Genomic DNA, 25,297 nt, shown 5'->3' with positions numbered 1-25,297 from the left:
TCGAGCGTGAGCGACCAGACCCGAACCCTCGTGGTGATGCGGCACGCGAAGGCGGAGACCGACGGACCGACCGACGCGGAGCGCCGGCTGGCCGGGCGCGGGGAGGCCGAGGCCCGGGCCGCCGGCGTCTGGCTCGCGGCCCGCGGCCTGCAGCCCGAGTCGGCGCTCGTGTCCGCGGCGGTGCGCACCCGCCAGACCTGGGACGCCGTGGCGGAGGGTGCCGGCTGGGACGCCGACCTGGCGACGTACGACGAGTCGCTGTACGCCGCCGGCCCGGAGAGCGCGCTGGACCTGGTCCGCCAGGTCGAGGACGACGTCCGCACGCTCGTCGTGATCGGCCACAACCCGACCATGGCCACCCTCGCCCAGCTGCTCGACGACGGCGAGGGCGACCCGGAGGCGAGCGCCGCGATGCTGGGCGGCTACCCCACCAGCGCGATGACCGTGCTCGAGGTCGACGGCCCCTGGTCGGACCTGGACGAGGCCGGCGGCCGGGTCGTCGCCTTCCACGTCGGGCGCGCCTGAGCCTGGCCTCAGACCGGCGGGCGGGGCGTGACGATGCCGGCCTCGGCGTCGGCGGCCTCGATCTCCTCGCGGGAGATGCCGAGCAGGTAGAGGATCGCGTCGAGGTAGGGGACGTTGACGGCGGTGTCCGCGGCGTCGCGCACCATCGGCTTGGCGTTGTAGGCGATGCCCAGGCCCGCGGCGCTGAGCATGTCGAGGTCGTTGGCGCCGTCGCCGATCGCGATGGTGGCCGCCACGCTCACCCCGGCCTGCTCGGCGAACTCCCGCAGCGCCCGGGCCTTGCCCGCCCGGTCGACGACGTCGCCGACGATCCCGCCGGTGAGCACGCCGTCGACGATCTCGAGCTCGTTGGCGCGGGCGAAGTGGATGCCCAGGTCGGCGGCGAGCCGGTCGGTGACGTGGGTGAAGCCGCCCGAGACGATCGCGAACCGGTAGCCGAGCCGGGCGAGGGTCCGCACCAGTGTCCGGGCACCGGGGGCCAGCTCGACCGCGTCGTACACCTCGTCGAGCACGGACGCCGGGACGCCCTCGAGCAGCCTGACCCGGGCGCGGAGCGACTCCTCGAAGTCGAGCTCGCCGCGCATCGCCGCCTCGGTGATCGCGGCGACCTCGTGCTCGCAGCCGGCGTGCGCGGCGATCATCTCGATCACCTCGCCCTGGATCAGCGTGGAGTCGACGTCCATGACGATCAGCCGCATCCCGCGGCGCAGCAGGTTGGCGGGCTGGACGGCGACGTCGATGCCCTGCGCGGCCGCCTCCACGGAGAGGACGGCGCGCAGCGCCTCGGGGGAGGCGCCGGAGACGTGCAGGTCGATCGCGGTGACCGGGTAGCGCGCCATCCGCTCGATCTTGTCGATGTTGGCGCCGCTGTCGGCGATCCGCCCGGCGACGGCGGCCATCGCGGCGGCCTTGAGCGGCGCGCCGATGACGGTGACGTGCGAGCGGCCCTCGGGCCGCGGCCGGTTGTCGCCCGTGCCCCGGTCGACCTCGACGCTCATCCCGAGCGCGTCTGCGGTCGCGTGGATCGCGTCGCGCAGCTTCCTCCAGTCCCGCGGCGCGGTCACCAGCAGGCCGAGGATGAGCCGCCGGCGGAGCAGGATCTGCTCGACGTCGAGGACCTCCACCCCGGCCCGAGCCAGGGTCGCGAGGAGCGCCGAGGTCACCCCGGGCCGGTCCTTGCCGGTCAGCGTGATCAGGAGGGTCTCGGGCTTCGCGTCGCTGGCCATCGCCGCGAGGCTATCGCTGCGGCGCGCGGGTGTCGGTGCCGACGTCCACACTGGGCGCATGGACGCCGACCTCCGCGCAGTCGAGACCCTGACCCGCTTCTCCGACGCCCTCGAGACCCGGGACTGGGAGGGGCTGGCGGCGCTCCTCGCGCCCGGGTTCAACGCTCACCTGCTGCACACCGGTGAGACCTTCGACCGCGACGGGTTCGTGGCGTTCAACCGCGACTACCCCGGGGACTGGTCGCTCACCCGCGAGGACGTGGTGGCCGCCGGGAGCCGGGGCGTGCTCCGGTCCCGGGTCCGCGACGACCGCGCGACGTACCACGCGGCGTCCTTCGCCACGCTCGACCACGACGGCCGCATCCTCGACCTGGTCGAGGTCTGGACCGACGCCGTCACCGGGGCAGCCGGGGACGCGGGCGCCGAGCCCCACCTGCACCACGGCGTCGACTACCTCGAGCTGGGCGTGACCGACCTCGGGGCTGCCCAGGCGTTCTACGCCGCGGCCCTGGGCTGGGCGTTCGTGCCCTACGGGCCGACGTACGCCGGCATCCGGGCGGTCTCGGGACGCGGGGAGCGCGGCGGCCTGAACGCCGCCGCGTCGCCGTCCCCCGGCGGTCCGCTCGTGCTGCTCTGGTCCGACGACCTCGACGCCACCCTGGACGCGGTCGTGGCGGCCGGGGGCGCCGTCATCGAGGGTCCCGAGGACTTCCCGGGCGGGCGGCGGTTCCGGTTCGCCGATCCCGACGGCAACGAGCTCGGCGTGTGGACGTCGACCTGACCGGCGGCGGGTCAGGCGGGGGGCCAGGCCTCGGGGGAGCAGGCGGCGACGAGCGCCCGGCGGCCGGCCCGGGCCAGGGGCCGCAGCGCGCCGCGCCGGGCCTCGGCCTCCCCGGCCGACACCGCGCCGCCGTCGTCCTCGAGGGCGAGCTCGACGATCTCCAGGGCCTGCAGACCGCGCCCGGCCAGGTCCACGCACCGGGGCGGCACGCCCGCCGGGGCGAGCACGGGAGCGCGGTGCCGGAGGTTCATCAGCCGGTCGGCGACCTCCGGGCGCCACCGGGCGACGTCGAGGTCGGCGAGGGAGGAGGCCGTCTCGAGCAGGGCGGCCCGCAGGCCGCGGTCGGCCTCCCCGACGTCCGGCACCTGCCGGCGCTCGGCGGGGTGCGCCACCCAGCTCACCGCGGCGCCGACGCGCACGGGCGCCAGCCCGACCCCGGCGCCGACCGCGACCACGGCCTCGCCCGCCTCGAGCGCGGCGTCGTTGAAGCGGCGCGGCCCGCCGAGACCGACCGGGTCGCCCTCCACCGGGAAGGCGGCGCCGAAGCCGGTCGCCCCCTCGGCGCGGAGCCTGGCCAGCCCGCCGACGAGCGTCTCGGCGGCGTCGTCGCCCCCGAGCCCGAGCGCCGCGAGGCCGGCGACCACGTGGGTCGCGTCCTCGCCGATCACGGCGTCCACGACCAGGTCCGGCACGACGTGCCCGCGCAGCCAGGAGGTGCCCCACCAGGCGAACCGGGCCGCGGCCGGGAGGGGTTCGCTCACGGCCGGAGACTGTACGCCGGGGGCGCGGGCCGACTCGATAGGGTGACCGCCATGAGCGCCGTGCTGGACTTCGTCGACGTCACCGTCCGACGTGGTCAGGCCACCCTGCTCGACGAGGTGAGCTGGACCGTCGAGGAGGACGAGCGCTGGGTGGTCCTCGGTCCCAACGGCGCCGGCAAGACCACGCTGCTCCAGGTCGCGTCCGCCCAGATGCACCCCTCCGACGGCGTCGCGGGCATCCTCGAGGAGGTGCTCGGCACCGTCGACGTCTTCGAGCTCCGGCCGCGGATCGGGCTGACCAGCGCCGCCCTGGCCGAGCGGATCCCACGCGGCGAGCGGGTCCACGACGTCGTCGTCTCGGCGTCGTACGGCGTGGTCGGGCGCTGGCGCGAGGAGTACGACTCCCTCGACCACGACCGGGCCTCGAGCCTGCTGGTCGAGATGGGCGCCGGTCACCTCGCCGACCGCACCTTCGGCACCCTCAGCGAGGGGGAGCGCAAGCGGGTCCAGATCGCCCGGGCGCTGATGACCGACCCCGAGCTGCTGCTCCTCGACGAGCCCGCCGCCGGGCTCGACCTCGGCGGCCGCGAGGACCTCGTCGCCACGCTGTCGGTGCTCGCGCTGGACCCCGACTCGCCGGCGACCGTGCTCGTCTCCCACCACGTCGAGGAGATCCCGCCGGGGTTCACCCACGCGCTGCTCCTGCGCCAGGGCCGGGTCGTGGCCGCCGGGCTGCTCGACCAGGTGCTGACCGAGGCCAACCTGGCCGCGACCTTCGGGATGCCGCTGACGCTCCAGCACGAGGACGGTCGCTGGTCGGCGCGTCGACGCACCCGGCACCGGTAGGGTCAGCGACATGGAGCGCGCATGGACTGGCTGAGCGACAACCAGTGGGTGGCCTGGCTCTCGTTGGCCGTCGGCTTCGGTGTCGTGGAGGTGTTCAGCCTCGACCTGGTCTTCGCGATGCTGGCCCTCGGCGCGCTCGCCGGCGTGATCCCCGCAGCGCTCGGCGCCGGCTTCGTCGTCTCCTTCCTCGTCGCGGTCGCCACCGCCACGGCGACCCTGTTCCTGCTGCGCCCGCCGCTGATCAAGAAGCTGCACAGCGGCCCCGACCTCACCATGAGCCACCACCGTCTGGTCGGCCGCCAGGGCCTGGTCACCGCCCGGATCTCCGGGGTGAACACCGGTCAGGTGCGGCTCGACGGCGACCTGTGGTCGGCCGCCCCCTACGACGACACCCTGGCGATCGAGCCGGGCGAGACCGTCGAGGTCCTCGAGATCCGCGGCGCCACGGCGTACGTCCACCCCGTTCCCACGCTCGAACCCTGACCCCCCTGGAAGGAGCACCCCTGTGGGTGGACTCATCGTCCTGATCCTGCTCGGCCTGCTGTTCATCTTCGTCGTCACGATCCTGGCCAAGACCGTGCGGATCGTGCCGCAGGCGCGGGCCGGCATCGTCGAGCGCTTCGGCAAGTACAAGCAGACCCTGCCGGCCGGCCTCAACATCGTCATCCCGTTCATCGACAAGGTCCGCTACCTCATCGACCTGCGCGAGCAGGTGGTCAGCTTCCCGCCGTCGTCGGTGATCACCGAGGACAACCTGACGGTCGAGATCGACACCGTCATCTACTTCCAGGTCATCGACCCGGTCGCGGCGACCTACGAGATCGCCAACTACATCCAGGCCGTCGAGCAGATCACCATGACCACGCTGCGCAACATCGTCGGTGGCATGGACCTCGAGCAGACGCTGACCAGCCGCGAGACGATCAACTCCGGCCTGCGCGGCGTCCTCGACGAGGCCACGGGCAAGTGGGGGATCCGGGTCGGCCGGGTCGAGATCAAGAGCATCGACCCGCCGCCGTCCATCAAGGACACCATGGAGAAGCAGATGCGCGCGGACCGCGACAAGCGCGCCGCGATCCTCACCGCCGAGGGCCAGCGCCAGTCGGCGATCCTCACGGCGCAGGGTCAGAAGGAGTCCGCGATCCTCTCGGCCCAGGGTGACCGCGAGTCGCAGATCCTGCGCGCCCAGGCCGACCGCGAGGCCGCGATCCTGCGGGCCCAGGGTGAGGGCCAGGCCATCCAGACGGTCTTCCAGGCCATCCACGACGGTCGCCCCGACCAGTCGCTGCTGGCCTACCAGTACCTCCAGATGATGCCGAAGATCGCCGAGGGCGACGCCAACAAGGTGTGGATCGTCCCGAGCGAGATCGGCAAGGCGCTCGAGGGCCTCGGCTCGACGATGACCAACCTCCAGGGCATCCCCAAGGAGGTCGACGGTCCGGCCAAGCGGATCGACATGGGCGACACCGAGCCGCTGGTGGAGAGCACGACCACCGCCGACACCGAGGTGAGCAAGGCGAACGCCGCGGTCGAGGCCGCCATCGCCGAGGCGGCGTCCGCGGCCAACCCGCGGTCCGCCGCGTCCACCGCACCTGTCGCACCGACGCCGAGCGAGGCGGGCGACCCCGAGCCGCCTGCGGCACCGCCGGTCTCCTGACCCGGTGCCGCCCCTGCTCGAGGCGGCCGCGATCCTGCTCGCCGGCGTCGCCGCCGGTGGGATCAACACCGTCGTGGGGTCGGGAACGCTGATCACGTTCCCGACCCTGCTCGCCTTCGGCGTGCCGCCGGTGACGGCCAACGTCTCCAACAACATCGGGTTGGCGCCCGGCTCGGTCTCGGGCGCGATCGGCTACCGGCGCGAGCTCGTCGGCCAGCGCGCCCGCGTGCTCCGGCTGGCGAGCGCGTCCTTGATCGGCGGCGTGGTGGGCGCGGTGCTGCTGCTGGTGCTGCCCGCCGACGCCTTCGAGACCGTCGTGCCGGTGCTGATCGGCGTCGGCGTGCTGATGGTGCTCCTCCAGCCGCGCATCTCGCGGGCGGTCGCGTCGCGACGGCGGGCCGCGGCCGGCGTACGACCCGACCCGCGGTGGACCTGGCCGGCCACCCTGGCCACCGGTGTGTACGGCGGCTACTTCGGTGCCGCCCAGGGCGTGATCCTGATGGGCGTCCTCGGCATCGGCATCGACGAGTCGCTGCAGCGCCTGAACGCCGTCAAGAACGTCCTGGCGGCGATCGTGAACGGCGTCGCGGGGCTGGTCTTCGTCGTCGTCGCCGACGTCGACTGGTGGATCGTGCTGCTCATCGCCGTCGGGTCGGTGGTGGGCGCGCAGCTCGGCGCCGCTTTCGGGCGCCGGCTGCCCCCCGCCGCGCTCCGGGCCGTCATCGTGGTCGTCGGCCTGGTCGCGATGGCGGGCTTCCTGCTCTGACCGGGGCGCGCGGCGTACCGTCAAACAGGCAATAGTCCCGATCTCGCCGGTCCCGCACGCCGCTCGACGCGGCTCACACGACCTATTGCCTGTCTGGCGTCACGCGGGGAGGTCCACTGGTCGGTCAGGACCGCTTCGTCCGGAGCCCCAGCACGCCGGCCAGCATCGCGCCGACGGCGGGCCCGATGAGGGCGCCGCCGGTCTTCTGGGTGACCGAGCCGTCCTGGATGCCGAGGTAGCCGGTGCCGGCGTCCGCGGCGTCGACCAGGATCCCGAGCAGCACCAGGTTGCGCCGGGCCTTGCCCGTCGCCAGCAGGGTGGCGGCGCCGAGGACGACCTCGCGCGAGCCGAAGAGCCGGGTGACGTACGTCAGCTGCGGGTTGAGCTGGGGGTCGAGCTGGAACATCGTCCCGGCGCGGTGCGGGTCGGCGAGGGCGACGGCCCCGATGGCGATGCGGCCCAGGGACAGTCCGGTCACAGGATTCATGGCCCGGACCCTAGCGTGACAGTCTCGCTGTCATGGACCTCTACGACGCGATGCGGACGACCCCCGCGGTCCGCGAGTTCACCGACGACCCGCTGCCCGACGAGGTGCTGCACCGGATCCTCGACCACGCCCGGTTCGCGCCGAGCGGCGGCAACCGCCAGGGCACCCGGATCGTGGTGGTGCGCGACGCCGCCACCCGGGCCCGGCTCGCCGAGCTGAACGAGCCCGCCGTGCGGCGGTACGTCGCGCAGATCGGCGCCGGCCAGAGCCCGTGGAACCCGCTCGAGCCCCCGCTCCCCACGCCGGAGGAGATCGCGGCGACGCCGGTGCCGGAGTCGTTCACCCGGCCGGTCCTGACCGCCGCCGCAGTGCTGGTGGTCCTCGTCGACCTCGACCTGGTCGCGGCGACCGACCAGCACCTCGACCGGGTCGGCCTGGTCTCCGGGGCCTCGGTCTACCCGCTGGTCTGGAACGTCCTGCTCGCCGCACGCGCCGAGGGCTTCGGGGGCACCATCACGACGATGGCGGTCGCGGAGGAGCCGGCCGTGCTGGAGCTGCTCGGCGTCCCGGGGCACTACGCGCTGGCGGCGGTGGTCCCGCTCGGGAGGCCGGTCCGCGAGGTGACCAGGCTCCGGCGCGTCGAGGTCGGCGAGTTCGTCACCCGGGAGCGCTTCGACGGTGAGCCGTTTCTGACCGGGGCGCTGCGGCGGGATCGGGGCTAGGGTCACGACGCATGGACATGCTGAGGGGCGAGCGGATCGCCGAGGCCGGCCTGACCGACTGGCGCAAGCTGGCCCAGGGACTTCATGCTCGCTACCTGGTCGATGACTTCGGCGCCGGCGCGCGGCTCGTCGCCGCGGTGGGCGAGGCGGGTGACGCGCTGGGCCACCACCCGCGCGTGTCGATGGGCACGGGGTACGTCGACCTCGAGCTGGTCACCGAGGACGCCGTCTACCGCGACGACGAGGGCACCGAGCACGTCGTCGAGTGGGTGACCCAGCAGGACGTCGACCTCGCGCGCCGGATCACCAAGATCGCCGCCGAGCACGCGGTCGACGCCGACCCGGCCTCGGTCAGCGAGATCGAGCTCGGGCTCGACACGGCGCGCTCTGCGACGATCGCCCCGGTGTGGGCCCTCCTGCTGACCGGGAGCGCGGAGTCCCAGGGCCGCGGGAGCCCCAGCGACGAGGTCCGGGACGCCACGGGCCGCGTGCCGAACCTGTGGTTCGGGGACGCGGACGAGGCCTCGGCGCAGCGGTTCCACCTCGAGGTCTACGTGGCCCCCGAGGCGGCCGAGCAGCGGATCGCCGCCGCCGTCGCCGCGGGCGGGATCGTCGTCGACGACAGCGACGCACCCGCTCTCACCGTGATCGCCGACCAGGACGGCAACCGGGGCGTCGTCTGCGTCGACGTGTCCGCGGCGACGCAGGACTGACCCGCCGACCCGGCCGACGCGCGCGGCTCAGGGGCGACCGGGACGCAGGCGCGGGCTCCACCGCCCGCCGGGCTCGCCCCAGCGGTCGCCGTACCAGACGGCATCGGCCTCGTGGCCGGCGAACGCGTCGACCCGCACCCAGCGCGGGGCCTCGAGGCAGTCCCTGGGGATGGTGAGCCGGACCCGGTCGCGCCGGAGAGAGACCGCCTCGCGGAGGCTCGGGCACGTCACGCCGCCGCCGCCGATGATGGTGCCGCTGGTGATGCCGCACGAGTCGGTCGACTCGGCCGCGGCGTCGTACCACCAGGTGCTGGGCCGCCTGCCGGGTGACGTCATCACCCCGGCCACGAAGTCGCGGCCGGGAGTGCGCACCTCGTGGGCCACGGTCAGTGCCCTTCCGGGGCGGAGGTCGGCATAGCGGGTCGTGATCCGGAGCCGGTCACGTCCGTGCCGGACCCGCACGCGGACCAGGTCGCCGTGCGTCCGTGCCGAGCCGTCGTGCCGGGTCACCGTCCCGCAGGGCAGCGGCTCGGGGTCGTAGGTGGTGCCGACGACGTCGCCGGTGTCGTCGGTGCCCGTCCACACCGCGGCCTGGGCGGGCGCGGGCAGGAGCAGGCCGGCCACGAGCAGCGGCGCGAGAAGCAGGAAGCGCATCACGAGGCGGCACCGCGCCGGACGCGGGGGCCCATCGGGCCGATCACCCGGTCGTTGTCCGCGCGGCCCTCGGGCACCCACCGGTCGTGCAGCGTCGAGTCGCCGCTGCCGTCGCCGTACGCCGTGGCCGCGGCGCGCACCCAGCGCGGGTTCCGCAGGCAGGAGCGGGGGATGACCGCGACCACCCGGTCGCGACGGGGGAGCACGCGCGCCTCCAGTCCCGGGCACTCGGGGCCGCCCGAGTTGACGAAGTACATGCCGCACTCGTTGGCGTCCTCGGCGGCCGCCTCGTAGTCCGGGGCTCGCGCCAGAAACGTCCGCGTCTTGCCGCGGCGCCGGTCACGGCTGACGTCGAGCTCCCAGGTGGTCGCCGCCGTGCGCAGGAACAGGTCGGTCGAGTGCTGGCCGCGGCGCGAGAGGTCCCGGAAGTCGACGACGAGACGTACGGCGGCGCGCCGGTGGGTCACCGCCAGCCGGACGATGTCGTGCGACGACTCCTCGGGGCGGACCTCGTCGGTGTAGGTGCCGCAGGGCGGCGGCTCGGGCTGGTAGGTGCTGGCGTGCACGTCACCGGAGGCGTCCGCGCCCTCCCAGGTGTCGGCGTGGGCGGCGGGCGTCGGCAGCAGGAGCAGCCCGGCGAGGAGCGGCGCGAGGAGGAGGCGTCGGAGCACGGGAGCATCCTCCGCGAATCGACCGCCGCTCCGCAGCGGATCGGCTCAGTCCACGTACGCCGCGTGCCAGCGTCCGAGCTCGTCGTACGCGCGGGCGCGGGGCTCGGGCAGCGAGAGCACCACGTCGTGGCGCGCCCCCTCGATGGCGACGTAGGTGACGTGCGTGCCGACGGCGGTGGCCCGGCGCCGGATCTGGGCGACGTCGAGGACGATGTCGTGGCCGTGGACGTCGGGACCCATCTCCAGCGGCTGCGCCGACGCACCGGAGGTCAGCACCAGCACCGGGCACGGCACGGCGAGGCCGCGGTGCAGGCGGGTGTGGCTGGTGCGGATCGCGCGCAGCCACCCGGCGTACACGCTGAAGGACTCCAGCGGCTTCCAGGTCAGGTCGAAGTCCCACTCGCCGTCGTGGTCGCGGTGCAGGCTGCGGCCGTAGAAGCCGGAGACCTTGCGGGGGATCTCCCGCAGCGGCCGGCGGCGGCCGACCTGCTTGACGACGACGGTGCCGACGGTGCGCAGCAGCATCCCGCCCTGCATGTCGAACCAGGGGGAGTTCAGGACCAGCCCGGCCAGGGCGTCCGGCCGGCGCTCGTCGGCCCACAGCGAGGTGGTCAGCCCGCCGGTGGAGTGGGCGGCGACCACCACGTGGTCGTGGCCGTCGCGCTCGGTGATCCGCCGCCAGGCCTCGTCGATCTCGGCGAAGTACTCGGTGAGGTCGGTGATGTAGTTGGCGGTCTGGTGCTCGCGCAGGGAGCGGCCGTACTTGCGCAGGTCGAGGGCGTAGAAGTCGTACCCGCGCTCGGCCCACCAGTCGGCGAACGCGGTCTGGAAGAAGTAGTCGGCGAAGCCGTGCACGTAGAGCACGGCGCGGCGCGAGGTCGGCGTGGCGCCGCGGCGTACCAGCGTGGCGACGACCGGTCCCTCGTCGTCGTCGGGCAGCTCGATGGTCTCGGCGAGGTACGGCTCGCCCAGCACGTCGGTGACGGCCGGCTGCGGGTCGCGGGCGCTCATGCGCGCAGTCTGGCAGTACGCCGCTCGCGGATCGCGAGGGCCCGGTCGGGGTGGTTGGTGGTCACCAGCCAGGCGCGCCCGGGCTTGAGCCAGTAGCGCATCGACTTCTCGGTGTCGATGGTCCACACCAGCAGCGGCAGCCCGCGCCGGCGCGCGAAGCGGGCGATCCCGAACCGGGCGAGCGTGTGGTTGGCGACCATCAGGTTGGCGAGCGAGGCGCGGTAGCGCATCCGGGGGAGCAGCTCGGAGAGCCGGATCCGGACGGCGGTCCGCACCGGCAGGCCCCGGACGCGGCGGCCCAGGGAGAGCCCCGTCAGGATCGGGAGGCCGCGCTCGTCGGACCACAACCGGACGGCGCGGACCGACCGGTCGTCGAGGGTGGTGACGATGATCTGCTCGGGGCCGAGCACCTCGACCGCCCGCTCCACCGCGGCGATCTCGTGCTCCCCGCCGGGGGAGGCGAACTTGAGGTCGATGTGCGCCTTCGCACGCCCGGCCAGCGCGACCAGCACCTCCTCGTAGCGCAGGAAGTGCGGCGCTCCGGCGGCGAGCTGGTCGAAGGTCACGTCGCGCACCCAGCGCTTCTCGCCGTCGACCCAGACCCAGTCGTCGTGGAAGAGCACCAGGGTGCCGTCACCGCACCGGTGCACGTCGAACTCGACGTACTCCACGCCGGTCTCCAGCGCCCGGTCGAGCGAGGTGCGGGTGTTCTCCAGGGCCCGGTCGCCGCCCGCACCGCACCGGTGGGCGCTGAGCAGGACCTCGGGGCGCGGCCTCACCGCTGCGCGGCGTACGCCGCCGCGGCGCGGACCAGGCCGGCGAGCAGGCCGACGTCCTCGACCGTCTCGGGGTGCCACTGGACGGCGACGCAGAACCGGTTCCCGGGGGACTCCATGGCCTCCAGCGTGCCATCCTCGGCCCGCGCGGCTGCGACGTACCCGGGATGTGAGCGCACCGACTGGTGGTGGTGGCAGCGGACCTCGAGCCGCTCGCCGACCAGCGCGGCGACCGTGGAGCCCGGCTCCGTGGCGACCGCGATCGTCCCGAACGCGTCGCCGCCCGGGCTGTGCTGCTCGTGCGCGACGACGTCCGGCGTGTGCTGGTCCAGGACGCCGCCGGCGTGCACCGCCATCAGCTGCATGCCGCGGCAGACGCCGAGCACCGGCAGGCCCGCGGCCTCCGCGGCGTCGAGGAGCGCGGCCTCCCAGCCGTCGCGGTCGGGGCGCCAGCCCGCGGTGCGGGGGTGCGGCTCCGCGCCGTACCGCGCCGGGTCGACGTCCGCCCCGCCGGTCACGACCAGCCCGTCGACCCGGCCGACCACCGCCTCCGCCGCCCCGTCCTGCGCCTGCGGGGGCAGCAGCACTGGCACCCCGCCCGTGGCCTCCACCGCGGCGGCGTACTGCGTGGGCAGCAGGTCGGCGCGCTGGCGCCACACCCCCCAGGCCGCGTCCTCGCGGTAGGTGGTGAGGCCGATGACGGGGGTGACCATCAGAGCGGGGTGACGTAGGCGCCGGAGATGCCGCCGTCGACCAGGAAGGTGTTCGCGGTCATGAAGGAGGAGTCGTCGGAGGCGAGGAACAGCACCGCCGCCGCCATCTCCTCCGGCTCCCCGAACCGCCCCATCGGCACGTGCACGAGCCGCCGGGCGGCGCGCTCGGCGTCCGCGGCGAACAGCTCCTGCAGGAGCGGGGTGTTCACGGGTCCGGGGCAGAGCGCGTTGACGCGTACGCCGCGGCGCGCGAACTGCACGCCGAGCTCGCGGGTCATCGACAGCACGCCGCCCTTGGAGGCGGAGTAGGAGATCTGCGACGTGGCCGCTCCCATCACCGCGACGAACGACGCGGTGTTGATGATCGAGCCCTTGCCCTGCTCGAGCATGTGGGGGAGCGCGGCCTGGCAGCACAGGTAGACGCTGGTGAGGTTGACCTCCTGCACCCGGCGCCAGGCGTCGAGGTCGGTGTCCAGGATCGAGGCGTCCTCGGGCGGTGAGATGCCCGCGTTGTTGAACGCGATGTCCACCGAGCCGTAGGTGTCCTTGGCGGTCCGGAACAGCGCGTCGACCTGGTCCTTGTCGGTGACGTCGACGTGGACGTAGGTGAGCAGGTCGGTGCCGCCGAGCTGGCCCACCAGCTGGTGGCCGCGCTCGTCGTCGATGTCGCCGACGACGACCTTGGCGCCCTCCTCGACGAACCGCTGGACCGTGGCCAGCCCGATGCCCGAGCAGCCCCCGGTGACGACCGCGACCCGGTCCTGGATGCGTCCTGCCATGGTGGTGCGAGCTCCTGTCACTGGGCGATTCAGTGGGCGATGAAGACGTTCTTCTCCTCGGTGAACGCCATCGGGGCGTCGGGTCCCAGCTCGCGGCCGAGGCCGGAGGCCTTGTAGCCGCCGAACGGCGTCCAGTAGCGCACCGCCGAGTGGGAGTTCACCGAGAGGTTGCCGGCCTCGACGGCGCGGGCGACGCGCAGGCCGCGGCCGAGGTCGGAGGTGAAGATCGAGCCGGACAGGCCGTACTCGGTGTCGTTGGCGAGCTCGACGGCGTGCGCCTCGTCGTCGAAGGGCATCACGGCGACGACCGGTCCGAAGACTTCCTCGCGCCAGATCCGGGCGCCGGGGTCGTGGAGCGTGACCACCGACGGCGGCACCCAGTAGCCGTCGCCGCCGGGGGCCGCGCCGGCGAAGGCGACGTCGACCTCGTCGAGGTAGGACCGGACCCGCTGCTGCTGCCGGGCGGAGATCAGCGGCCCCATCTGGGCGTCCTCGGTCGACTCGGGATCAGCCACGCGGAACGCCTGCACCGCCGGCTCCAGCAGCGCCAGGAACTCGTCGTACGCCGACCGCTCGACGAGGATCCGCGAGCGGGCGCAGCAGTCCTGGCCCGCGTTGTCGAAGACCGCGGACGGCGCCGCGGCCGCCGCGGCGGCGAGGTCGGTGTCGGCGAAGACGATGTTGCTGCTCTTGCCGCCCAGCTCGAGGGTCACCCGCTTCACCTGCTCCGCGCAGCCGGCCATGATCTGCTTGCCGACCGCGGTGGAGCCGGTGAAGCACACCTTGCGCACCAGCGGGTGGGTCACGAACCGCGCGCCGACGACCGCGCCGGCGCCGGGCAGCACCGTCAGCACGTGCTCGGGCAGGCCCGCCTCGAGCGCCAGCTCGCCGAGGCGTACGGCGGTCAGCGGCGTCAGCTCCGCCGGCTTGAGCACGACGGTGTTGCCGGCCGCGAGCGCCGGTGCGAAGCCCCAGCCGGCGATCGGCATTGGGAAGTTCCAGGGGACGATGATGCCGACCACGCCGAGCGGCTCGTGGAAGGTGACGTCGGTGCCGCCGGCCACCGGGATCTGTCGCCCGAAGAGGCGCTCGGGCGCCCCGGCGTAGTAGTTCAGGCAGTCGCGGACGTTGCCGGCCTCCCAGCGGGCGTTGCCCCAGGTGTGCCCGGCGTTGCGGACCTCCAGCTCGGCGAGCTCGTCCACGTGGGCGTCGACGACCGCGGCGAAGCGGCGCAGCAGCGCGGCGCGCTCGCCGGGCCCGACGGCACGCCAGGAGGCGAACGCCTCGTGGGCCGCCGCGATGGCCGCGTCGGTGTCCGCCACCGAGGCCAGCGCCACCTCCGTGAGCGGCCGGGCGGTGGCGGGGTTGAGCACGGTGTGCAGCTCGGACATCTCCAGAGCCTCTCAGAGCCTCTCGAAACCGCGGCGCAGCTCCCAGTCGGTGACCGCCGCCTGGTAGGCAGCGAGCTCCACGTCGGCCATGTTCGTGTAGTGGTCGACGACCTCGTCGCCCAGGGCGGCCCGGGCCACCGCCGAGGTCGCGAACGTCTCGCGGGCGGCGGTCATCGTGGCCGGGACTTTGGGCAGCCCGGAGGTGTAGGCGTTGCCCACGAGCTCCTCGCCCAGCGGCAGCTCGTTCTCGATCCCGTGCAGGCCGCCGGCGATCATCGCCGCCAGGGCGAGGTAGGGGTTGGCGTCGGCGCCCGGCACCCGGTTCTCCATCCGGGCGCCCGCCCCCTGGCCGACCAGCCGGACCGCGCAGGTGCGGTTGTCCAGGCCCCACGCGATGGTGGTGGGCGCGAACGAGCCGTCGGCGAACCGCTTGTAGGAATTGATGTTCGGGGCGAAGAGCAGCGTGAAGTCGCTGATGGTCGCGAGCACGCCGGCCACGAAGTGGTCGTAGAGCGGGGTGCGGGCGCCGTCCTTCCAGAACACCAGGTCGCCGTCGGTGCCCCGCAGCGAGAGGTGGATGTGGCAGGAGCTGCCCTCGCGCTCGTCGTACTTGGCCATGAAGGTGATCGACCGGCCCAGCTGGGCGGCGATCTCCTTGGCGGCGTTCTTGTAGACCACGTGGTTGTCGGCCGTGGTCATCGCGTCGGCGAACAGGAAGCCGATCTCGTGCTGGCCGAGGTTGCACTCGCCCTTGGCGCCCTCGACGTCGAGCCCGGCGTCGTACATGTGGTTGCGGATGGCGCGCAGCAGCGGCTCGACGCGGGAGGTGCCGAGGATCGAGTAGTCGACGTTGTACTGGTTGGCCGAGGTCAGGCCGCGGTAGCCCGCGTCGTGGGCGGCCTCGTAGGAGGTGTCGAACGCGATGAACTCCAGCTCGGTGCCGGCCACCGCCGCCCAGCCGTGCTCGGCGCAGCGGTCCAGCTGGCGCTGCAGGATGGTGCGCGGGGACTGGACGACCGGCGTGTGGTCGGGCCAGACCAGGTCGCACTGCACCATCGCCGTGGCGGGCAGGTGGGTGAGCAGCCGGATGGTGCGCTCGTCGAGGACGAACTCCATGTCGCCGTAGCCCTTCTCCCACGAGGACATGGCGTAGCCGTCGACGGTGTTCATGTCGACGTCGACGGCGAGCAGGTAGTTGCAGCCCTCGGTGCCGTGGCCCACCACGTGGTCGGCGAAGTAGCGCCCGTGCAGGCGCTTGCCCTGGAGCCGGCCCTGCATGTCGGCGAACGCCACGATCACCGTGTCGATCTCGCCCTGCGTGATCCGCCAGACCAGGTCGTCCATCGCCAGGTGCCGCTCGTTGCGCAGGTCCATCCCGATCCCCGTCCCGTTCCCTAGCCCACCAGGCCGCGCAGCAGCGCGGCCGTGTCGTCGCAGTGTTCCTCCATCGCCCGGCGGGCGAGCTCGGGCCGGCCGCCGAGGATCGCGCGGACGACGGCGGCGTGCTGCCGGTCGGAGTGCGCGATGTTGGCGTCGAGGACCGGGATCGCGAGCAGCATCTCGTGCAGAGTGGCCTGCACCGAGGTGACCGCCTCCACCATCCGCGGGGAGCCGCTCAGCGTCGCGATCGTCAGGTGGAACCGGGAGTCGGCCTGCCGGTGCGCCGCGGGCTTGCCGGACTCCGTGACGTCCTCGAGCGCGCGCTCCAGCTGCCGGCGGGCGGCCGGGTCGGGCGGCAGGCTCGCGGCCAGCGCGGCGGCGCCCGGCTCGACGACGCGGCGGAACTCCAGGGCGTCGTGCCAGTCCCGCCGGCGCTCGGGGGTGATCCGGGCGGCGGCGCGGGCGGACGGCGTACGCGGGCGGAGGGTGACCACGGTGCCGCCGCCACGGCCGCGGGTGGTCTCGACCAGTCCGGCCTGGCGGAGGGCGGCCATCGCCTCGCGCAGGGTCGCCCGGGAGACCTCCAGGCGCGCCGCGAGCTCGCGCTCGGGCGGCAGCACCGACCCCAGGGGGTAGACGCCCAGCCGGATCGCGGTCGCCAGCCGCTCCACGCAGGCCTCGAAGGCGTGGTGCCCGCGCACCGGCCGCAGCACCGCCTCGGGCAGTCCGGACGCGGGGGCGGCGGTCATGCGGCACATCCTCGGAGTCGGCGCCCGTCCGCGTCAACGGCGCGTTACATATTGGTCTGAGTTCAGACCTTCTTCGTGCCGGACCCTCGACAGCGATCCGCACCCGGGTCTAGTTTCCGGGACCAGGACGACGAGAGGAGCCACCGTGGCCGAGGACACCAGCACCCCCCAGGGCCGGCAGCGCCGCCCGGGCGTGACCTACTCACAGGCGGCGGAGGGCTACTTCGAGGCCCGCCAGCTCAAGCGCAGCGCCGGGTTCTGGGGCCTGTGGGGCATCGGCGTGGCCGCCGTCATCTCCGGTGACTTCTCGGGCTGGAACTACGGCATCGGCGAGGCCGGCTGGGGCGGCCTGCTCATCGCCGCCGTGATCATCGTCGTCATGTACTTCGGCATGCTCTTCTCCATCGGAGAGATGTCGGCGGCAATGCCGCACACCGGGGGCGCGTACTCCTTCGCCCGCGCGACGATGGGCCCGTGGGGCGGCTTCGTCACCGGCCTCGCCGAGACCATCGAGTACGTCTTCACCACCGGCGTGATCGTCCTCTTCTCCGCCGGGTACGCCAACGCCGCCACCGACGAGCTCGTCGGGCTGGACCTCGGCGACCACATGTGGATCTGGTGGCTGCTGCTGTACGTCGCCTTCGTGACCCTGAACTCGGTGGGGGCGGAGCTGTCCTTCAAGTTCGCGATCGTCGTCGCGGTCATCTCGATCGGCATCCTGGTGCTCTTCGCGGTCCTCGCCTTCGCCCAGGACGCCGTCGACTTCGGCTCGCTCGACGACATCGCGCCGGAGGGCGACAACAGCCGGTTCCTTCCGTTCGGCTGGGAGGGCGTCCTGTACGCGCTGCCCTTCGCGATGTGGTTCTTCCTCGGCATCGAGGAGCTCCCGCTGGCCGCCGAGGAGTCGCACGACCCGGCCACCGACATCCCGCGCGCCGGGATCATCGGCCTGATCACCCTGGTCGCCTGCGGCGCGCTGGTGCTGTTCCTCAACCCGGCGGTGACCGGCGCCGCCGCGGTCGGCGCCTCCGACGAGCCTCTGCTCGACGGCTTCCGCGCGTTCCTCTCCGACGACTGGGCCGCGGCCCTCTCGGTCTTCGCGCTCATCGGCCTGCTGGCCAGCCTGCAGGGGATCATGTTCGCCTACGGCCGGAACATGTACTCGCTCTCGCGGGCCGGCTACTACCCGAAGTTCCTCTCGGTCACGGGCGAGCGCAAGACGCCGTTCGCGGCGCTGGTCGCCGGCGCCGTGATCGGGTTCGCCGTCCTCGTGCTGGTCGACTTCATCGCGTCCCGCAGCGACGACCTCGCCGAGACCGCGAACGCGATCGTGCTGAACATCGCCGTCTGGGGCGCGGTCCTCGCCTACATCCTGCAGATGGTGTCCTTCGTGCTGCTGCGGCGGAACTTCCCGACCGCGGAGCGCCCGTACAAGAGCCCGGTGGGCGTCGCCGGCGCCGTGGTGGCGGGGATCATCGCCGCGGTCACCTTCGTCGGGCTGTTCCTGAATCCCGACTTCCGGGAGGCGATCATCGCCATCGCGGTGCTGTACGCCGTGGCGCTGGTGCTGTTCGCGATCTGGGGACGCCACCGCCTGGTGCTCTCCCCGGAGGAGGAGTACGCGATGAGCGGCGGGCTGCACCGCGACCCGGCCGTCGAGCACTATGGCTCGGGCGCGGGGGGCGACGTGCCCTAGGCTCCCCGAGGTGAGCGGAGCGCTGGACCGATGGAGCGACCGGTTCTCGCGCTACGCCCACGAGCGGGTGCTGGGCTGGCGCACCGGGTCGCGCCAGAGCCAGAAGCTCGTCCTCTACGTGCTGCTGACCTGCGTCGCGGTCTCGTTCGTCGTCTCGATGATCGACTACTCGCTGATGCCGATCACGGCGTACTTCCTCTGGTTGCTCCTCGGCATGCTGCTCCTGCGGTTCCGGCCGCTCGCGGTGCTGGCGGCGGTCACCTCGGCGGCCGCCGTCACGGCCACGCTCACCAGCGCCCCGCTGAGCGGCGCGCGGGTCGCCGCCCTGGTCACGCTGGGGCTCTCGGTCGCGCTGATCCTGTTCCAGTCCAGCCGCCAGCGCTCGGGGCTGCCGGCGGCGCTGGGCGAGGCGATGCTCGCCGACCTGCGCGAGCTCCAGAAGGCCCAGGGCACGATCCCGCCGCTGCCGCCGGGCTGGAGCTCGCAGTCGTCGATGATCGCCGCCCACGGGGTGGGGTACGCCGGGGACTTCCTGGTCGCCGACCTGGCTCGCGACGGCCAGCAGTTCGAGATGGTGCTGGTCGACGTGTGCGGCAACGGCGTCGCGGCCAGCCCGCGGGCGCTGCAGCTCTCGGGCGCCCTCGGCGGCCTGATCGGCGCCCTGCCGCAGCGCGAGCTGCTCTGGGCCGCGAACGACTTCCTGCTCCGCCAGACGGCCGACGAGAGCTTCGCGACCGCGGTGCACGTGCTGGTCGACCTGCGGTCGGGGGAGTACGGCATCGTCAGCGCCGGCCATCCGCCCGCGCTGCGCTGGGACGCCCAGGCGCAGGAGTGGATGATCGACAACGCCCGCGGGACGATGCTCGGCATCGACCCCGAGCCCGACCTGCACGCCAGCGCCGGCGTGCTCCGTCCCGGTGACGCGCTCATGTTCTACACCGACGGCGTGGTCGAGTCGCGCGACAACGACCTCGACACCGGCATCGCGTGGCTGCGTACCACCGGGCGCGACGCGATGGCCGCCGGCCTCGACGGCGCCGCCCGCCGGATCATCCGCAAGGTCGACCGCGGGGACGACGACCGCGCCGTCCTCATCCTCGCCCGGACCCCGTGACCCCCGCGCCGGGGGAATACCGGACCCGTCGGGGAGGTTGACGGCGTAGTTCGGGATTCAACGACAACCGGAGGCAGCTGTGCAGATCGGCATCTTCAGCGTCGGGGACGTCACCCCCGACCCCACGACCGGACGCACGCCGACCGAGAACGAGCGGATCAAGGCGACGGTGGCGATCGCCCAGCACGCCGAGGAGGTCGGGCTCGACGTCTTCGCCACCGGCGAGCACCACAACCCGCCGTTCATCGCCTCCAACCCCACCGCGACGCTGGCCTTCATCGGCGCCCGGACCGAGCGGATCATCCTCTCCACCGCGACCACGCTGATCACGACGACCGACCCGGTGCTCATCGCCGAGGACTACGCGAAGATCCAGCACCTGCTCGACGGCCGCGTCGACCTGATGATGGGCCGCGGCAACACCGGCCCGGTCTACCCGTGGTTCGGCAAGGACATCCGGCAGGGCATCAACCTCGCCGTCGAGAACTACGGCCTGCTGCGCCGCCTGTGGACCGAGGACGTCGTCGACTGGGAGGGCCGGTTCCGCACGCCGCTGCAGGGCTACACCTCCACGCCGCGCCCGCTGGACGGCGTACCTCCGTTCGTGTGGCACGGGTCGATCCGCAGCCCCGAGATCGCCGAGCAGGCGGCGTACTACGGCGACGGCTTCTTCCACAACCACATCTTCTGGCCGGCCGCGCACACCCAGCAGATGGTCGAGCTCTACCGCCGCCGCTTCGAGCACTACGGCCACGGACCGGCCGACACCGCGATCGTCGGGCTCGGCGGGCAGTTCTTCATGCGGCCCAACAGCCAGGACGCGGTGGACGAGTTCCGTCCGTACTTCGACAACGCCCCGGTCTACGGCCACGGCCCGTCGCTGGAGGACTTCACCGAGGCCACGCCGCTGACCGTCGGCTCGCCGCAGCAGGTGCTCGAGCGGACGCTGTCCTTCCGCGAGTACGTCGGGGACTACCAGCGCCAGCTGTTCCTCGTCGACCACGCCGGGCTGCCGCTCAAGACGGTGCTCGAGCAGCTCGACCTGCTCGGCGAGATCCTGCCCGCGATGCGCGCCGGCTTCGCCGAGGGTCGCCCCGCGCACGTGCCGGACGCGCCCACGCACGCCTCGCTGCTGGCGAAGGCCGAGGCCGCGGCCCTGCAGGAGGTGTCGGCATGACCGGGATCGTCGTGGTCAGCGCCGGCCTGAGCGTGCCGTCGTCGACCCGCCTGCTGGCCGACCGGCTCACCGAGGCGACCACCGCTGCCCTTGGCGAGGCCGAGGTGACGCGGATCGAGCTGCGCGACCTCGCCCACCAGCTCACCGACCGCCTGCTGACCGGCTTCGCCACCGGCGAGCTGGCGGAGGCGATCGAGGCGGTGCGCGGGGCGGACGGCCTGGTGGTCGTGACTCCGGTGTACTCGGGGTCGTACTCCGGCCTGTTCAAGACCTTCGTCGACGTCCTCGAGCCCGGTGCGCTCGACGGCAAGCCGGTGCTGATCGCCGCGACCGCCGGCACGGCGCGCCACTCCCTCGTGCTGGACCACGCCCTGCGTCCGCTCTTCTCCTACCAGCGCGCGGTCGTGGTCCCCACCGGCGTGTTCGCCGCCACCGACGACTTCGGCGACGCGGGTCTCGAGGACCGCATCCAGCGCGCCGCCGGCGAGCTCGCCGCCCTCGCGGGCAAGGTCGACGCGAGCGGGACGGCCCACCGCCGGCGCTCGGTCGACGACGAGCTCGCCGACCCCACGCCGTTCGAGGAGCTGCTCCGCCGGGCCTCGCAGGCCTGACGCCAGGTCGTCAGCCCCGCTCCACCAGCCGAGCCGATCCGGGCGAGCGTCGCTGCGCGCTCACGTCGACTCGGCCCCGTCCGATGAACACGACGATCATCGTGGCGATCACCACGCCGTTGAGCAGGTGCCACCCGACGTGGGTGCCGAGCGGCAGGCTCGCGCAGAGCTCGCGGTCGACGGTCCGCAGGGCGAGGGAGAGGACGAAGGTCGCGGCGCCCAGGAGCATGCCGAGCGCGGCGCGGCGGTCGCGGCGCGCGACGAGGACTGCCATGAGCGCCATGGCCGCCGGGATCGGGGCGTACCCGATCGACCCGTTCGCCGTGAAGCCCACGACACCGGCAGCCGCCAGGGTCGCCACGGTCGCCAGGACGAATCCGGCCGCTGCGGCCATGCCGGCCCACCACGGCGCGTGGAAGAAGCGGACCACGGCGAACCCGATGAACAGGAGCACGAAGACCCTGATCGGCCACACGTCCGCCTGCAGGGCCCAGCGGGTCGCGTGCGTGTGGAAGAGGTAGGACCCGAGACCGATGGAGCCGGCGGACAGTGCCAGGAGGAGCGCGGGCCTGTCATCGGCCGCGCGTGCCATGCGCCACGTCACCACCGCCACGACGATGAACGACAGGTTGGACAGCGCGTTGAGCGGCTCGGACCAGTAGCCCGCGTCGGTCCGCTCGCAGTAGCTGTCGATGACGTCGGCCCAGGTCACGGGGGCAGGCTAGGCGCTGTGTCCACGGACCAGCGTGTCCGAAGCCGGGTGAGACCAGATCGACGCCTGGGCGCGTCTTCTCTACGTACGGCCCGCTCGATCGAAAGGAGGCACCGTGCGAGGGAGCAGGCGAGACGACGCTGAGTTCACCGAGTTCGTGTCCCAGCAGTCCGACCGGCTCTACCGGAGCGCCTACCTGCTGACCACCTCGCCGCACGCGGCCGAGGACCTGCTGCAGACCACGCTCGCCAAGATGTTCGCCGGCTGGCGCCGGCTCCGCACCACCGACGACCCGGTGGCCTACTCCCACCGCATCCTGCTCAACGCGTTCCTCTCCGAACGGCGACTGCGCCGCAGCAGCGAGCTGCCCATGGGGGAGCTGCCCGAGCACCACGCCGCCGGCACCGCCACGCCGTCGGAGGACCTCGCCGACCGGGTCACGCTGATGGCGGCCCTGGCCGAGCTCGCCCCGCTGGACCGCGCCGTGGTGGTCCTGCGCTATTGGCACGACCACAGCGTCACGACCACGGCCGCGGACCTGCACCTCACCGAGGCCGCAGTGAAGAACCGCGCCAGCCGGGCCCTGCGCCGGCTGCGCGACCTGCTCGCCGACGACCTCGACATCCCCAGGAGCGCCCGATGAACGACCTCGACCCCTTCGACGGACCTGCCCCCCACCTCAGCGAGCGGATGGAACGCGCCGTCGGCGGTCTGCGCGCGCCCGACGTCGCCGCCCGCGCGATGGCGCGAGGACGTCGGCAGCGCACCCGCCGCCGCCTGTCCTACGCCGCCGGCGGCATCGCCGCGGCCACCGCCCTCGTGCTCGCCGTCCCGACGTTCGCCACCGACGGGCCGGAGCGGGGGCAGGACCCCTCTGGACCCACGATGGCCGCGGACCCCGCCGCCACGAGCTCGACCTCCGCGAGCCCCACCACCGCACCGCCCGGCACCGGGGGAGCCGCGGTCGACGAGTGCGGCGCGACGGGGACCGGATGGTGGAGCAAGCCCACGACGCAGATCCAGGCCGACCTGTCGGCCCTGCTGCCCGAGGGCACCCGGATCGGCGATTCCGAGGAGCCCGTGACCGGCATGTGGGAGGGCAACCTGGTCGCCGGCGACGACGCGGACTTCGCCAGCCTCACCCTGCTGCCGCCCCCGGGCGTCCTGGGCCCGGTGCGGACCCTCGAAGAGGTCAGCCGGCTGGGGCGTTGCGGCGGTGGAGCCAATGAGCCCATGCAGGCGGTGAAGCCCTGCGAGGAGCTCACCAATCACCTGGCCTGTGAGGAGATCCGGTCCGACGACGGCACGCTCGTCGGCGTCGTCACCGAGCACGCCGAGGAGACGATCGTGGACGGTCGGGAGCAGCCCACCGACCGGACCTACTTCATGGCCGTGGCTGCCGGTCCCGACGGTGGGCACGTGGAGCTCTACGTCGCCGAGGGCACCCGGGCGGACCGCCCGCTCACGGTCCACGACCCGGCCGACGAGCCCGCGCTCACCCTGGACCAGGTCCGCGAGATCGTCGCCGATCCGGTGTGGATCAGCTGACGCTCTTGACCTGGACCCTGGTGGAGGTTGTCGAATGCTGGCATGACCCACGCGGGCCTCGACGACGCCTACGACCGTCTCCGGTCCACTGGACCGGAGTTCGACGGCTGGCTGAGCAACCACGGCCCGATGGCAGCCGAGGCCCTCGCCCGCCATGGACACGAGGACCGGATCTCCGCGTGGCTCGACGGCTACTGTCGGCGCCTGGAAGGCGCCCCCGGCCGGTCCGGGAGGATCGATGACTGGCGCGCGGCCCTGGGTGACCCACAGCGGTTGGGCGACTGGCTCGGCTGGTTCGAGGAGGAGCTCCGGGAGCATCCCTGGACCCACGTGCTCCACACCTGGTGGCCCCGGCTCGTCCCTGGCATCGCTGCGGGAGCGACGCACGGAGTGATCCGGGTCGGGCACGCGGTCCGTGTCCTGCGCGACGAGGGCGAGACGCCGGCACGGGTCGCCGAGCTGGCTCAGGGGCTGGGCTACTGGGCGGCGCGCTGGCAGCCGGTGCCCGGTGCCGCCAGCCCGGGCGGTCCCCTCAGCGCGAACGCCGCTGTCGCGGCCGTGCCGTCGATTCCTCATCAGGTCGGGGGGATCGGGTCCCGGCTCGCGCAGCTGGAGCACGTGGACGGCTGGGCCGAGGCACAGCGAGCCATCGCGGCTTCCTCCGATGGGGAGAGATTCCTTCGCGACGTGGTGAACGCCGCCGTACGGCGATACGCCACCCACGCCCACGGCAATCCGGTGATGCTCGTCCACGCGGCGACGGCCCCGAACGCAGTCCTGCGCGTCCTGCCCTCGCTGCCCGGCGACCAGTGGGCTGCCAGCGCCGCCGCCGCATGGTCCGCCTCTGCCGCGATCCATGCCGCCTACAGCCCCGCGACCGGTGCGGCACCGCCCACGCCCCCGGCGACCGCCGCCGACGCGTTCGACCGAGCCACCCAGCACGGCGACGAGCACGTCATCAAGCTGGCCGACACCGCCCTCGACACGTACTCGTGGACCGGGGACGACCTCGCGCTCGCGGCCGTCGAGCGGGCAGCCCGCCTCGTCGATCCCGCGTAGGCGTACGTCGCGGACAGGCCTCTCACTGGGTGTGTCCCTCTTGGCTGGGGCGAGTTGCGTAGGCACCGCGGGAGCCGCGCGGACTGGCCCCCTTTCGGATGACGGTGCGTGAACCTACGGAGTTCGCGCCCCCCATTCGTGCTCGAGCATCGCGTACTCCACCTCGTCCAACCATCCGAGCTCGCGGTGCCAAAGTGCCTCGACCGCGTGGCGCTCGCGGCGCATGCCCGCCTGTTCGAGCACACGCACAGACGCGACGTTGTCGAGATTCGCACCGGCGGTCACCCGGCGCAGGCCGAGCCCGTCGAAGGCCGCCTGCAGCAGGGCACGAGCAGTGGCACGGCCGACGCCCTGACCAGCGGCTTCGGGATGCACGATGTAGCCGATCACACCGTCGGTGCCGGTGGGGTGGCCCGGCTGACCGGCGCCATCGACAATGTCGAGGAACCCCATGGCCACGACCTGTCCATGTCGCTCCACGACACAGGAATAGTCCGTCGCGCTGTCGGGCACCCCTAGCCATTCGTGCTTGAGATCGTCTGGATCGACGTAGGTGCGCACCATGAACCGGTTGACGTCAGAGTCATTGCGGATGGACTGCAAAGCCTCGATGTCTGCCTCCGTGGCCTCTCGGAAGAGCAAGGTGCCCATCCGCACAGGCCAAGGACTGGCACGCACCGCGGGCGGCGCGGATCCGCGATCCTCGCCGTCGACGGAATCGACTCGTTCGTTCACGGGCCGCATCGTCCCACGCGAGCCGAAAGACGTTCTG

29 protein-coding genes are annotated in these 25,297 nt (G+C 73.2%); 15 read left to right on the top strand and 14 right to left on the bottom strand.

Translation table 11 applies throughout. From position 1 onward, the window contains the following. Window positions 1-6: 6 nt before the first annotated feature. Window positions 7-525 (top strand): SixA phosphatase family protein, encoded by a 519-nt coding sequence (locus tag H4O22_RS11005; protein ID WP_244962928.1) that lies wholly within the window; start codon window positions 7-9, stop codon window positions 523-525. Between the two features lie 8 nt (window positions 526-533). On the opposite strand, the gene serB is transcribed toward H4O22_RS11005, so the two are convergent. Beyond that, entirely contained in the window at window positions 534-1,751 is a 1,218-nt protein-coding gene (gene serB, locus H4O22_RS11000) for a phosphoserine phosphatase SerB (protein ID WP_220451142.1), read from the bottom strand. Between the two features lie 58 nt (window positions 1,752-1,809). Here serB and H4O22_RS10995 point away from each other — a divergent pair, with 58 nt between their 5' ends. Continuing rightward, the gene (locus H4O22_RS10995; protein WP_182523456.1) at window positions 1,810-2,532 is read left to right on the top strand and encodes a VOC family protein; all 723 of its coding nucleotides are present in this window, start codon (window positions 1,810-1,812) and stop codon (window positions 2,530-2,532) included. An 11-nt stretch (window positions 2,533-2,543) separates the two neighbouring features. Here H4O22_RS10995 and H4O22_RS10990 read toward each other — a convergent pair whose 3' ends face one another. Beyond that, complete coding sequence (locus tag H4O22_RS10990; RefSeq protein ID WP_182523455.1) at window positions 2,544-3,293, bottom strand: hypothetical protein; 750 nt, start codon at window positions 3,291-3,293, stop codon at window positions 2,544-2,546. 51 nt (window positions 3,294-3,344) lie between these two features. On the opposite strand from H4O22_RS10990, the gene H4O22_RS10985 reads away from it, so the two are divergent. Genes H4O22_RS10985 through H4O22_RS10970 form a run of 4 tightly spaced genes read left to right on the top strand, consistent with a single transcriptional unit; the run spans window position 3,345 to window position 6,562 of the window. Further along, window positions 3,345-4,139: an ABC transporter ATP-binding protein gene (locus H4O22_RS10985; protein ID WP_182523454.1), complete on the top strand. Its 795-nt coding sequence runs from the start codon at window positions 3,345-3,347 to the stop codon at window positions 4,137-4,139. Window positions 4,140-4,160: 21 nt separating this feature from the next. Next, window positions 4,161-4,622 carry an NfeD family protein gene (locus tag H4O22_RS10980; protein ID WP_182523453.1) on the top strand — a complete coding sequence of 154 codons (462 nt, stop codon included), beginning with the start codon at window positions 4,161-4,163 and terminating at the stop codon, window positions 4,620-4,622. A 22-nt stretch (window positions 4,623-4,644) separates the two neighbouring features. Next, entirely contained in the window at window positions 4,645-5,796 is a 1,152-nt protein-coding gene (locus tag H4O22_RS10975; protein WP_182523452.1) for an SPFH domain-containing protein, read from the top strand. Between the two features lie 4 nt (window positions 5,797-5,800). After that, window positions 5,801-6,562 carry a sulfite exporter TauE/SafE family protein gene (locus H4O22_RS10970; protein WP_182523451.1) on the top strand — a complete coding sequence of 254 codons (762 nt, stop codon included), beginning with the start codon at window positions 5,801-5,803 and terminating at the stop codon, window positions 6,560-6,562. 124 nt (window positions 6,563-6,686) lie between these two features. On the opposite strand, the gene H4O22_RS10965 is transcribed toward H4O22_RS10970, so the two are convergent. Further along, window positions 6,687-7,049: a DUF4267 domain-containing protein gene (locus tag H4O22_RS10965; protein WP_182523450.1), complete on the bottom strand. Its 363-nt coding sequence runs from the start codon at window positions 7,047-7,049 to the stop codon at window positions 6,687-6,689. A 32-nt stretch (window positions 7,050-7,081) separates the two neighbouring features. Here H4O22_RS10965 and H4O22_RS10960 point away from each other — a divergent pair, with 32 nt between their 5' ends. Further along, on the top strand, window positions 7,082-7,771 hold the full coding sequence (locus tag H4O22_RS10960; RefSeq protein WP_182523449.1) for a nitroreductase family protein: 690 nt from the start codon (window positions 7,082-7,084) through the stop codon (window positions 7,769-7,771). An 11-nt stretch (window positions 7,772-7,782) separates the two neighbouring features. After that, entirely contained in the window at window positions 7,783-8,484 is a 702-nt protein-coding gene (locus H4O22_RS10955; RefSeq protein ID WP_182523448.1) for a 4a-hydroxytetrahydrobiopterin dehydratase, read from the top strand. Window positions 8,485-8,511: 27 nt separating this feature from the next. Here H4O22_RS10955 and H4O22_RS10950 read toward each other — a convergent pair whose 3' ends face one another. The 9 genes from H4O22_RS10950 to H4O22_RS10910 are packed head-to-tail and all read right to left on the bottom strand — an operon-like array spanning window position 8,512 to window position 16,608. Then, on the bottom strand, window positions 8,512-9,138 hold the full coding sequence (locus H4O22_RS10950; RefSeq protein ID WP_182523447.1) for a hypothetical protein: 627 nt from the start codon (window positions 9,136-9,138) through the stop codon (window positions 8,512-8,514). Beyond that, complete coding sequence (locus tag H4O22_RS10945) at window positions 9,138-9,809, bottom strand: hypothetical protein (RefSeq protein WP_182523446.1); 672 nt, start codon at window positions 9,807-9,809, stop codon at window positions 9,138-9,140. The genes H4O22_RS10950 and H4O22_RS10945 overlap by 1 nt, the downstream gene beginning before the upstream one ends. A 45-nt stretch (window positions 9,810-9,854) precedes the next feature. After that, window positions 9,855-10,820, bottom strand: coding sequence for an alpha/beta hydrolase (locus H4O22_RS10940; RefSeq protein WP_182523445.1), 966 nt, complete (start codon window positions 10,818-10,820; stop codon window positions 9,855-9,857). Then, window positions 10,817-11,599 (bottom strand): glycerophosphodiester phosphodiesterase, encoded by a 783-nt coding sequence (locus H4O22_RS10935; RefSeq protein ID WP_182523444.1) that lies wholly within the window; start codon window positions 11,597-11,599, stop codon window positions 10,817-10,819. Before H4O22_RS10935 ends, H4O22_RS10940 begins: the two co-directional genes overlap by 4 nt. Next, window positions 11,596-12,309 carry a gamma-glutamyl-gamma-aminobutyrate hydrolase family protein gene (locus tag H4O22_RS10930; protein WP_182523443.1) on the bottom strand — a complete coding sequence of 238 codons (714 nt, stop codon included), beginning with the start codon at window positions 12,307-12,309 and terminating at the stop codon, window positions 11,596-11,598. Before H4O22_RS10930 ends, H4O22_RS10935 begins: the two co-directional genes overlap by 4 nt. Next, complete coding sequence (locus tag H4O22_RS10925; RefSeq protein WP_182523442.1) at window positions 12,309-13,088, bottom strand: 3-oxoacyl-ACP reductase; 780 nt, start codon at window positions 13,086-13,088, stop codon at window positions 12,309-12,311. Before H4O22_RS10925 ends, H4O22_RS10930 begins: the two co-directional genes overlap by 1 nt. Window positions 13,089-13,117: 29 nt before the next feature. Further along, entirely contained in the window at window positions 13,118-14,479 is a 1,362-nt protein-coding gene (locus tag H4O22_RS10920) for an aldehyde dehydrogenase family protein (RefSeq protein WP_182523441.1), read from the bottom strand. 12 nt (window positions 14,480-14,491) lie between these two features. Then, window positions 14,492-15,853, bottom strand: a complete 1,362-nt coding sequence (locus H4O22_RS10915; protein ID WP_182523440.1) for a glutamine synthetase family protein — start codon at window positions 15,851-15,853, stop codon at window positions 14,492-14,494. A gap of 20 nt (window positions 15,854-15,873) precedes the next feature. Then, complete coding sequence (locus tag H4O22_RS10910) at window positions 15,874-16,608, bottom strand: FadR/GntR family transcriptional regulator (RefSeq protein ID WP_227466110.1); 735 nt, start codon at window positions 16,606-16,608, stop codon at window positions 15,874-15,876. Between the two features lie 145 nt (window positions 16,609-16,753). On the opposite strand from H4O22_RS10910, the gene H4O22_RS10905 reads away from it, so the two are divergent. The 4 genes from H4O22_RS10905 (at window position 16,754) to H4O22_RS10890 (ending at window position 21,206) form a co-directional block, all read left to right on the top strand. Next, a complete protein-coding gene (locus H4O22_RS10905) occupies window positions 16,754-18,304 on the top strand; it encodes an amino acid permease (RefSeq protein ID WP_220451141.1) in 1,551 nt (516 codons plus the stop codon). 10 nt (window positions 18,305-18,314) lie between these two features. After that, on the top strand, window positions 18,315-19,418 hold the full coding sequence (locus H4O22_RS10900; protein WP_182523437.1) for a PP2C family protein-serine/threonine phosphatase: 1,104 nt from the start codon (window positions 18,315-18,317) through the stop codon (window positions 19,416-19,418). A gap of 79 nt (window positions 19,419-19,497) precedes the next feature. Further along, a complete protein-coding gene (locus tag H4O22_RS10895; RefSeq protein WP_182523436.1) occupies window positions 19,498-20,595 on the top strand; it encodes an LLM class flavin-dependent oxidoreductase in 1,098 nt (365 codons plus the stop codon). Then, complete coding sequence (locus H4O22_RS10890; protein ID WP_182523435.1) at window positions 20,592-21,206, top strand: FMN reductase; 615 nt, start codon at window positions 20,592-20,594, stop codon at window positions 21,204-21,206. Before H4O22_RS10895 ends, H4O22_RS10890 begins: the two co-directional genes overlap by 4 nt. Window positions 21,207-21,216: 10 nt before the next feature. On the opposite strand, the gene H4O22_RS10885 is transcribed toward H4O22_RS10890, so the two are convergent. Further along, window positions 21,217-21,918, bottom strand: a complete 702-nt coding sequence (locus tag H4O22_RS10885) for a ceramidase domain-containing protein (RefSeq protein ID WP_182523434.1) — start codon at window positions 21,916-21,918, stop codon at window positions 21,217-21,219. 115 nt (window positions 21,919-22,033) lie between these two features. Here H4O22_RS10885 and H4O22_RS10880 point away from each other — a divergent pair, with 115 nt between their 5' ends. Genes H4O22_RS10880 through H4O22_RS10870 form a run of 3 tightly spaced genes read left to right on the top strand, consistent with a single transcriptional unit; the run spans window position 22,034 to window position 24,525 of the window. Next, on the top strand, window positions 22,034-22,561 hold the full coding sequence (locus H4O22_RS10880; protein ID WP_182523433.1) for a SigE family RNA polymerase sigma factor: 528 nt from the start codon (window positions 22,034-22,036) through the stop codon (window positions 22,559-22,561). Further along, on the top strand, window positions 22,558-23,466 hold the full coding sequence (locus H4O22_RS10875; protein ID WP_182523432.1) for a hypothetical protein: 909 nt from the start codon (window positions 22,558-22,560) through the stop codon (window positions 23,464-23,466). Before H4O22_RS10880 ends, H4O22_RS10875 begins: the two co-directional genes overlap by 4 nt. Before the next feature lie 42 nt (window positions 23,467-23,508). After that, window positions 23,509-24,525 carry a questin oxidase family protein gene (locus H4O22_RS10870; protein WP_182523431.1) on the top strand — a complete coding sequence of 339 codons (1,017 nt, stop codon included), beginning with the start codon at window positions 23,509-23,511 and terminating at the stop codon, window positions 24,523-24,525. 114 nt (window positions 24,526-24,639) lie between these two features. On the opposite strand, the gene H4O22_RS10865 is transcribed toward H4O22_RS10870, so the two are convergent. Then, on the bottom strand, window positions 24,640-25,260 hold the full coding sequence (locus H4O22_RS10865; protein ID WP_220451140.1) for a GNAT family N-acetyltransferase: 621 nt from the start codon (window positions 25,258-25,260) through the stop codon (window positions 24,640-24,642). Between the last annotated feature and the right edge of the window lie 37 nt (window positions 25,261-25,297).

Source organism: Nocardioides dongkuii (assembly GCF_014127485.1).
Classification (GTDB): domain Bacteria; phylum Actinomycetota; class Actinomycetes; order Propionibacteriales; family Nocardioidaceae; genus Nocardioides; species Nocardioides dongkuii.
The sequence above is the reverse complement of the archived record's forward strand: the minus strand, read 5'-3'. Positions and strand labels throughout refer to the sequence as shown.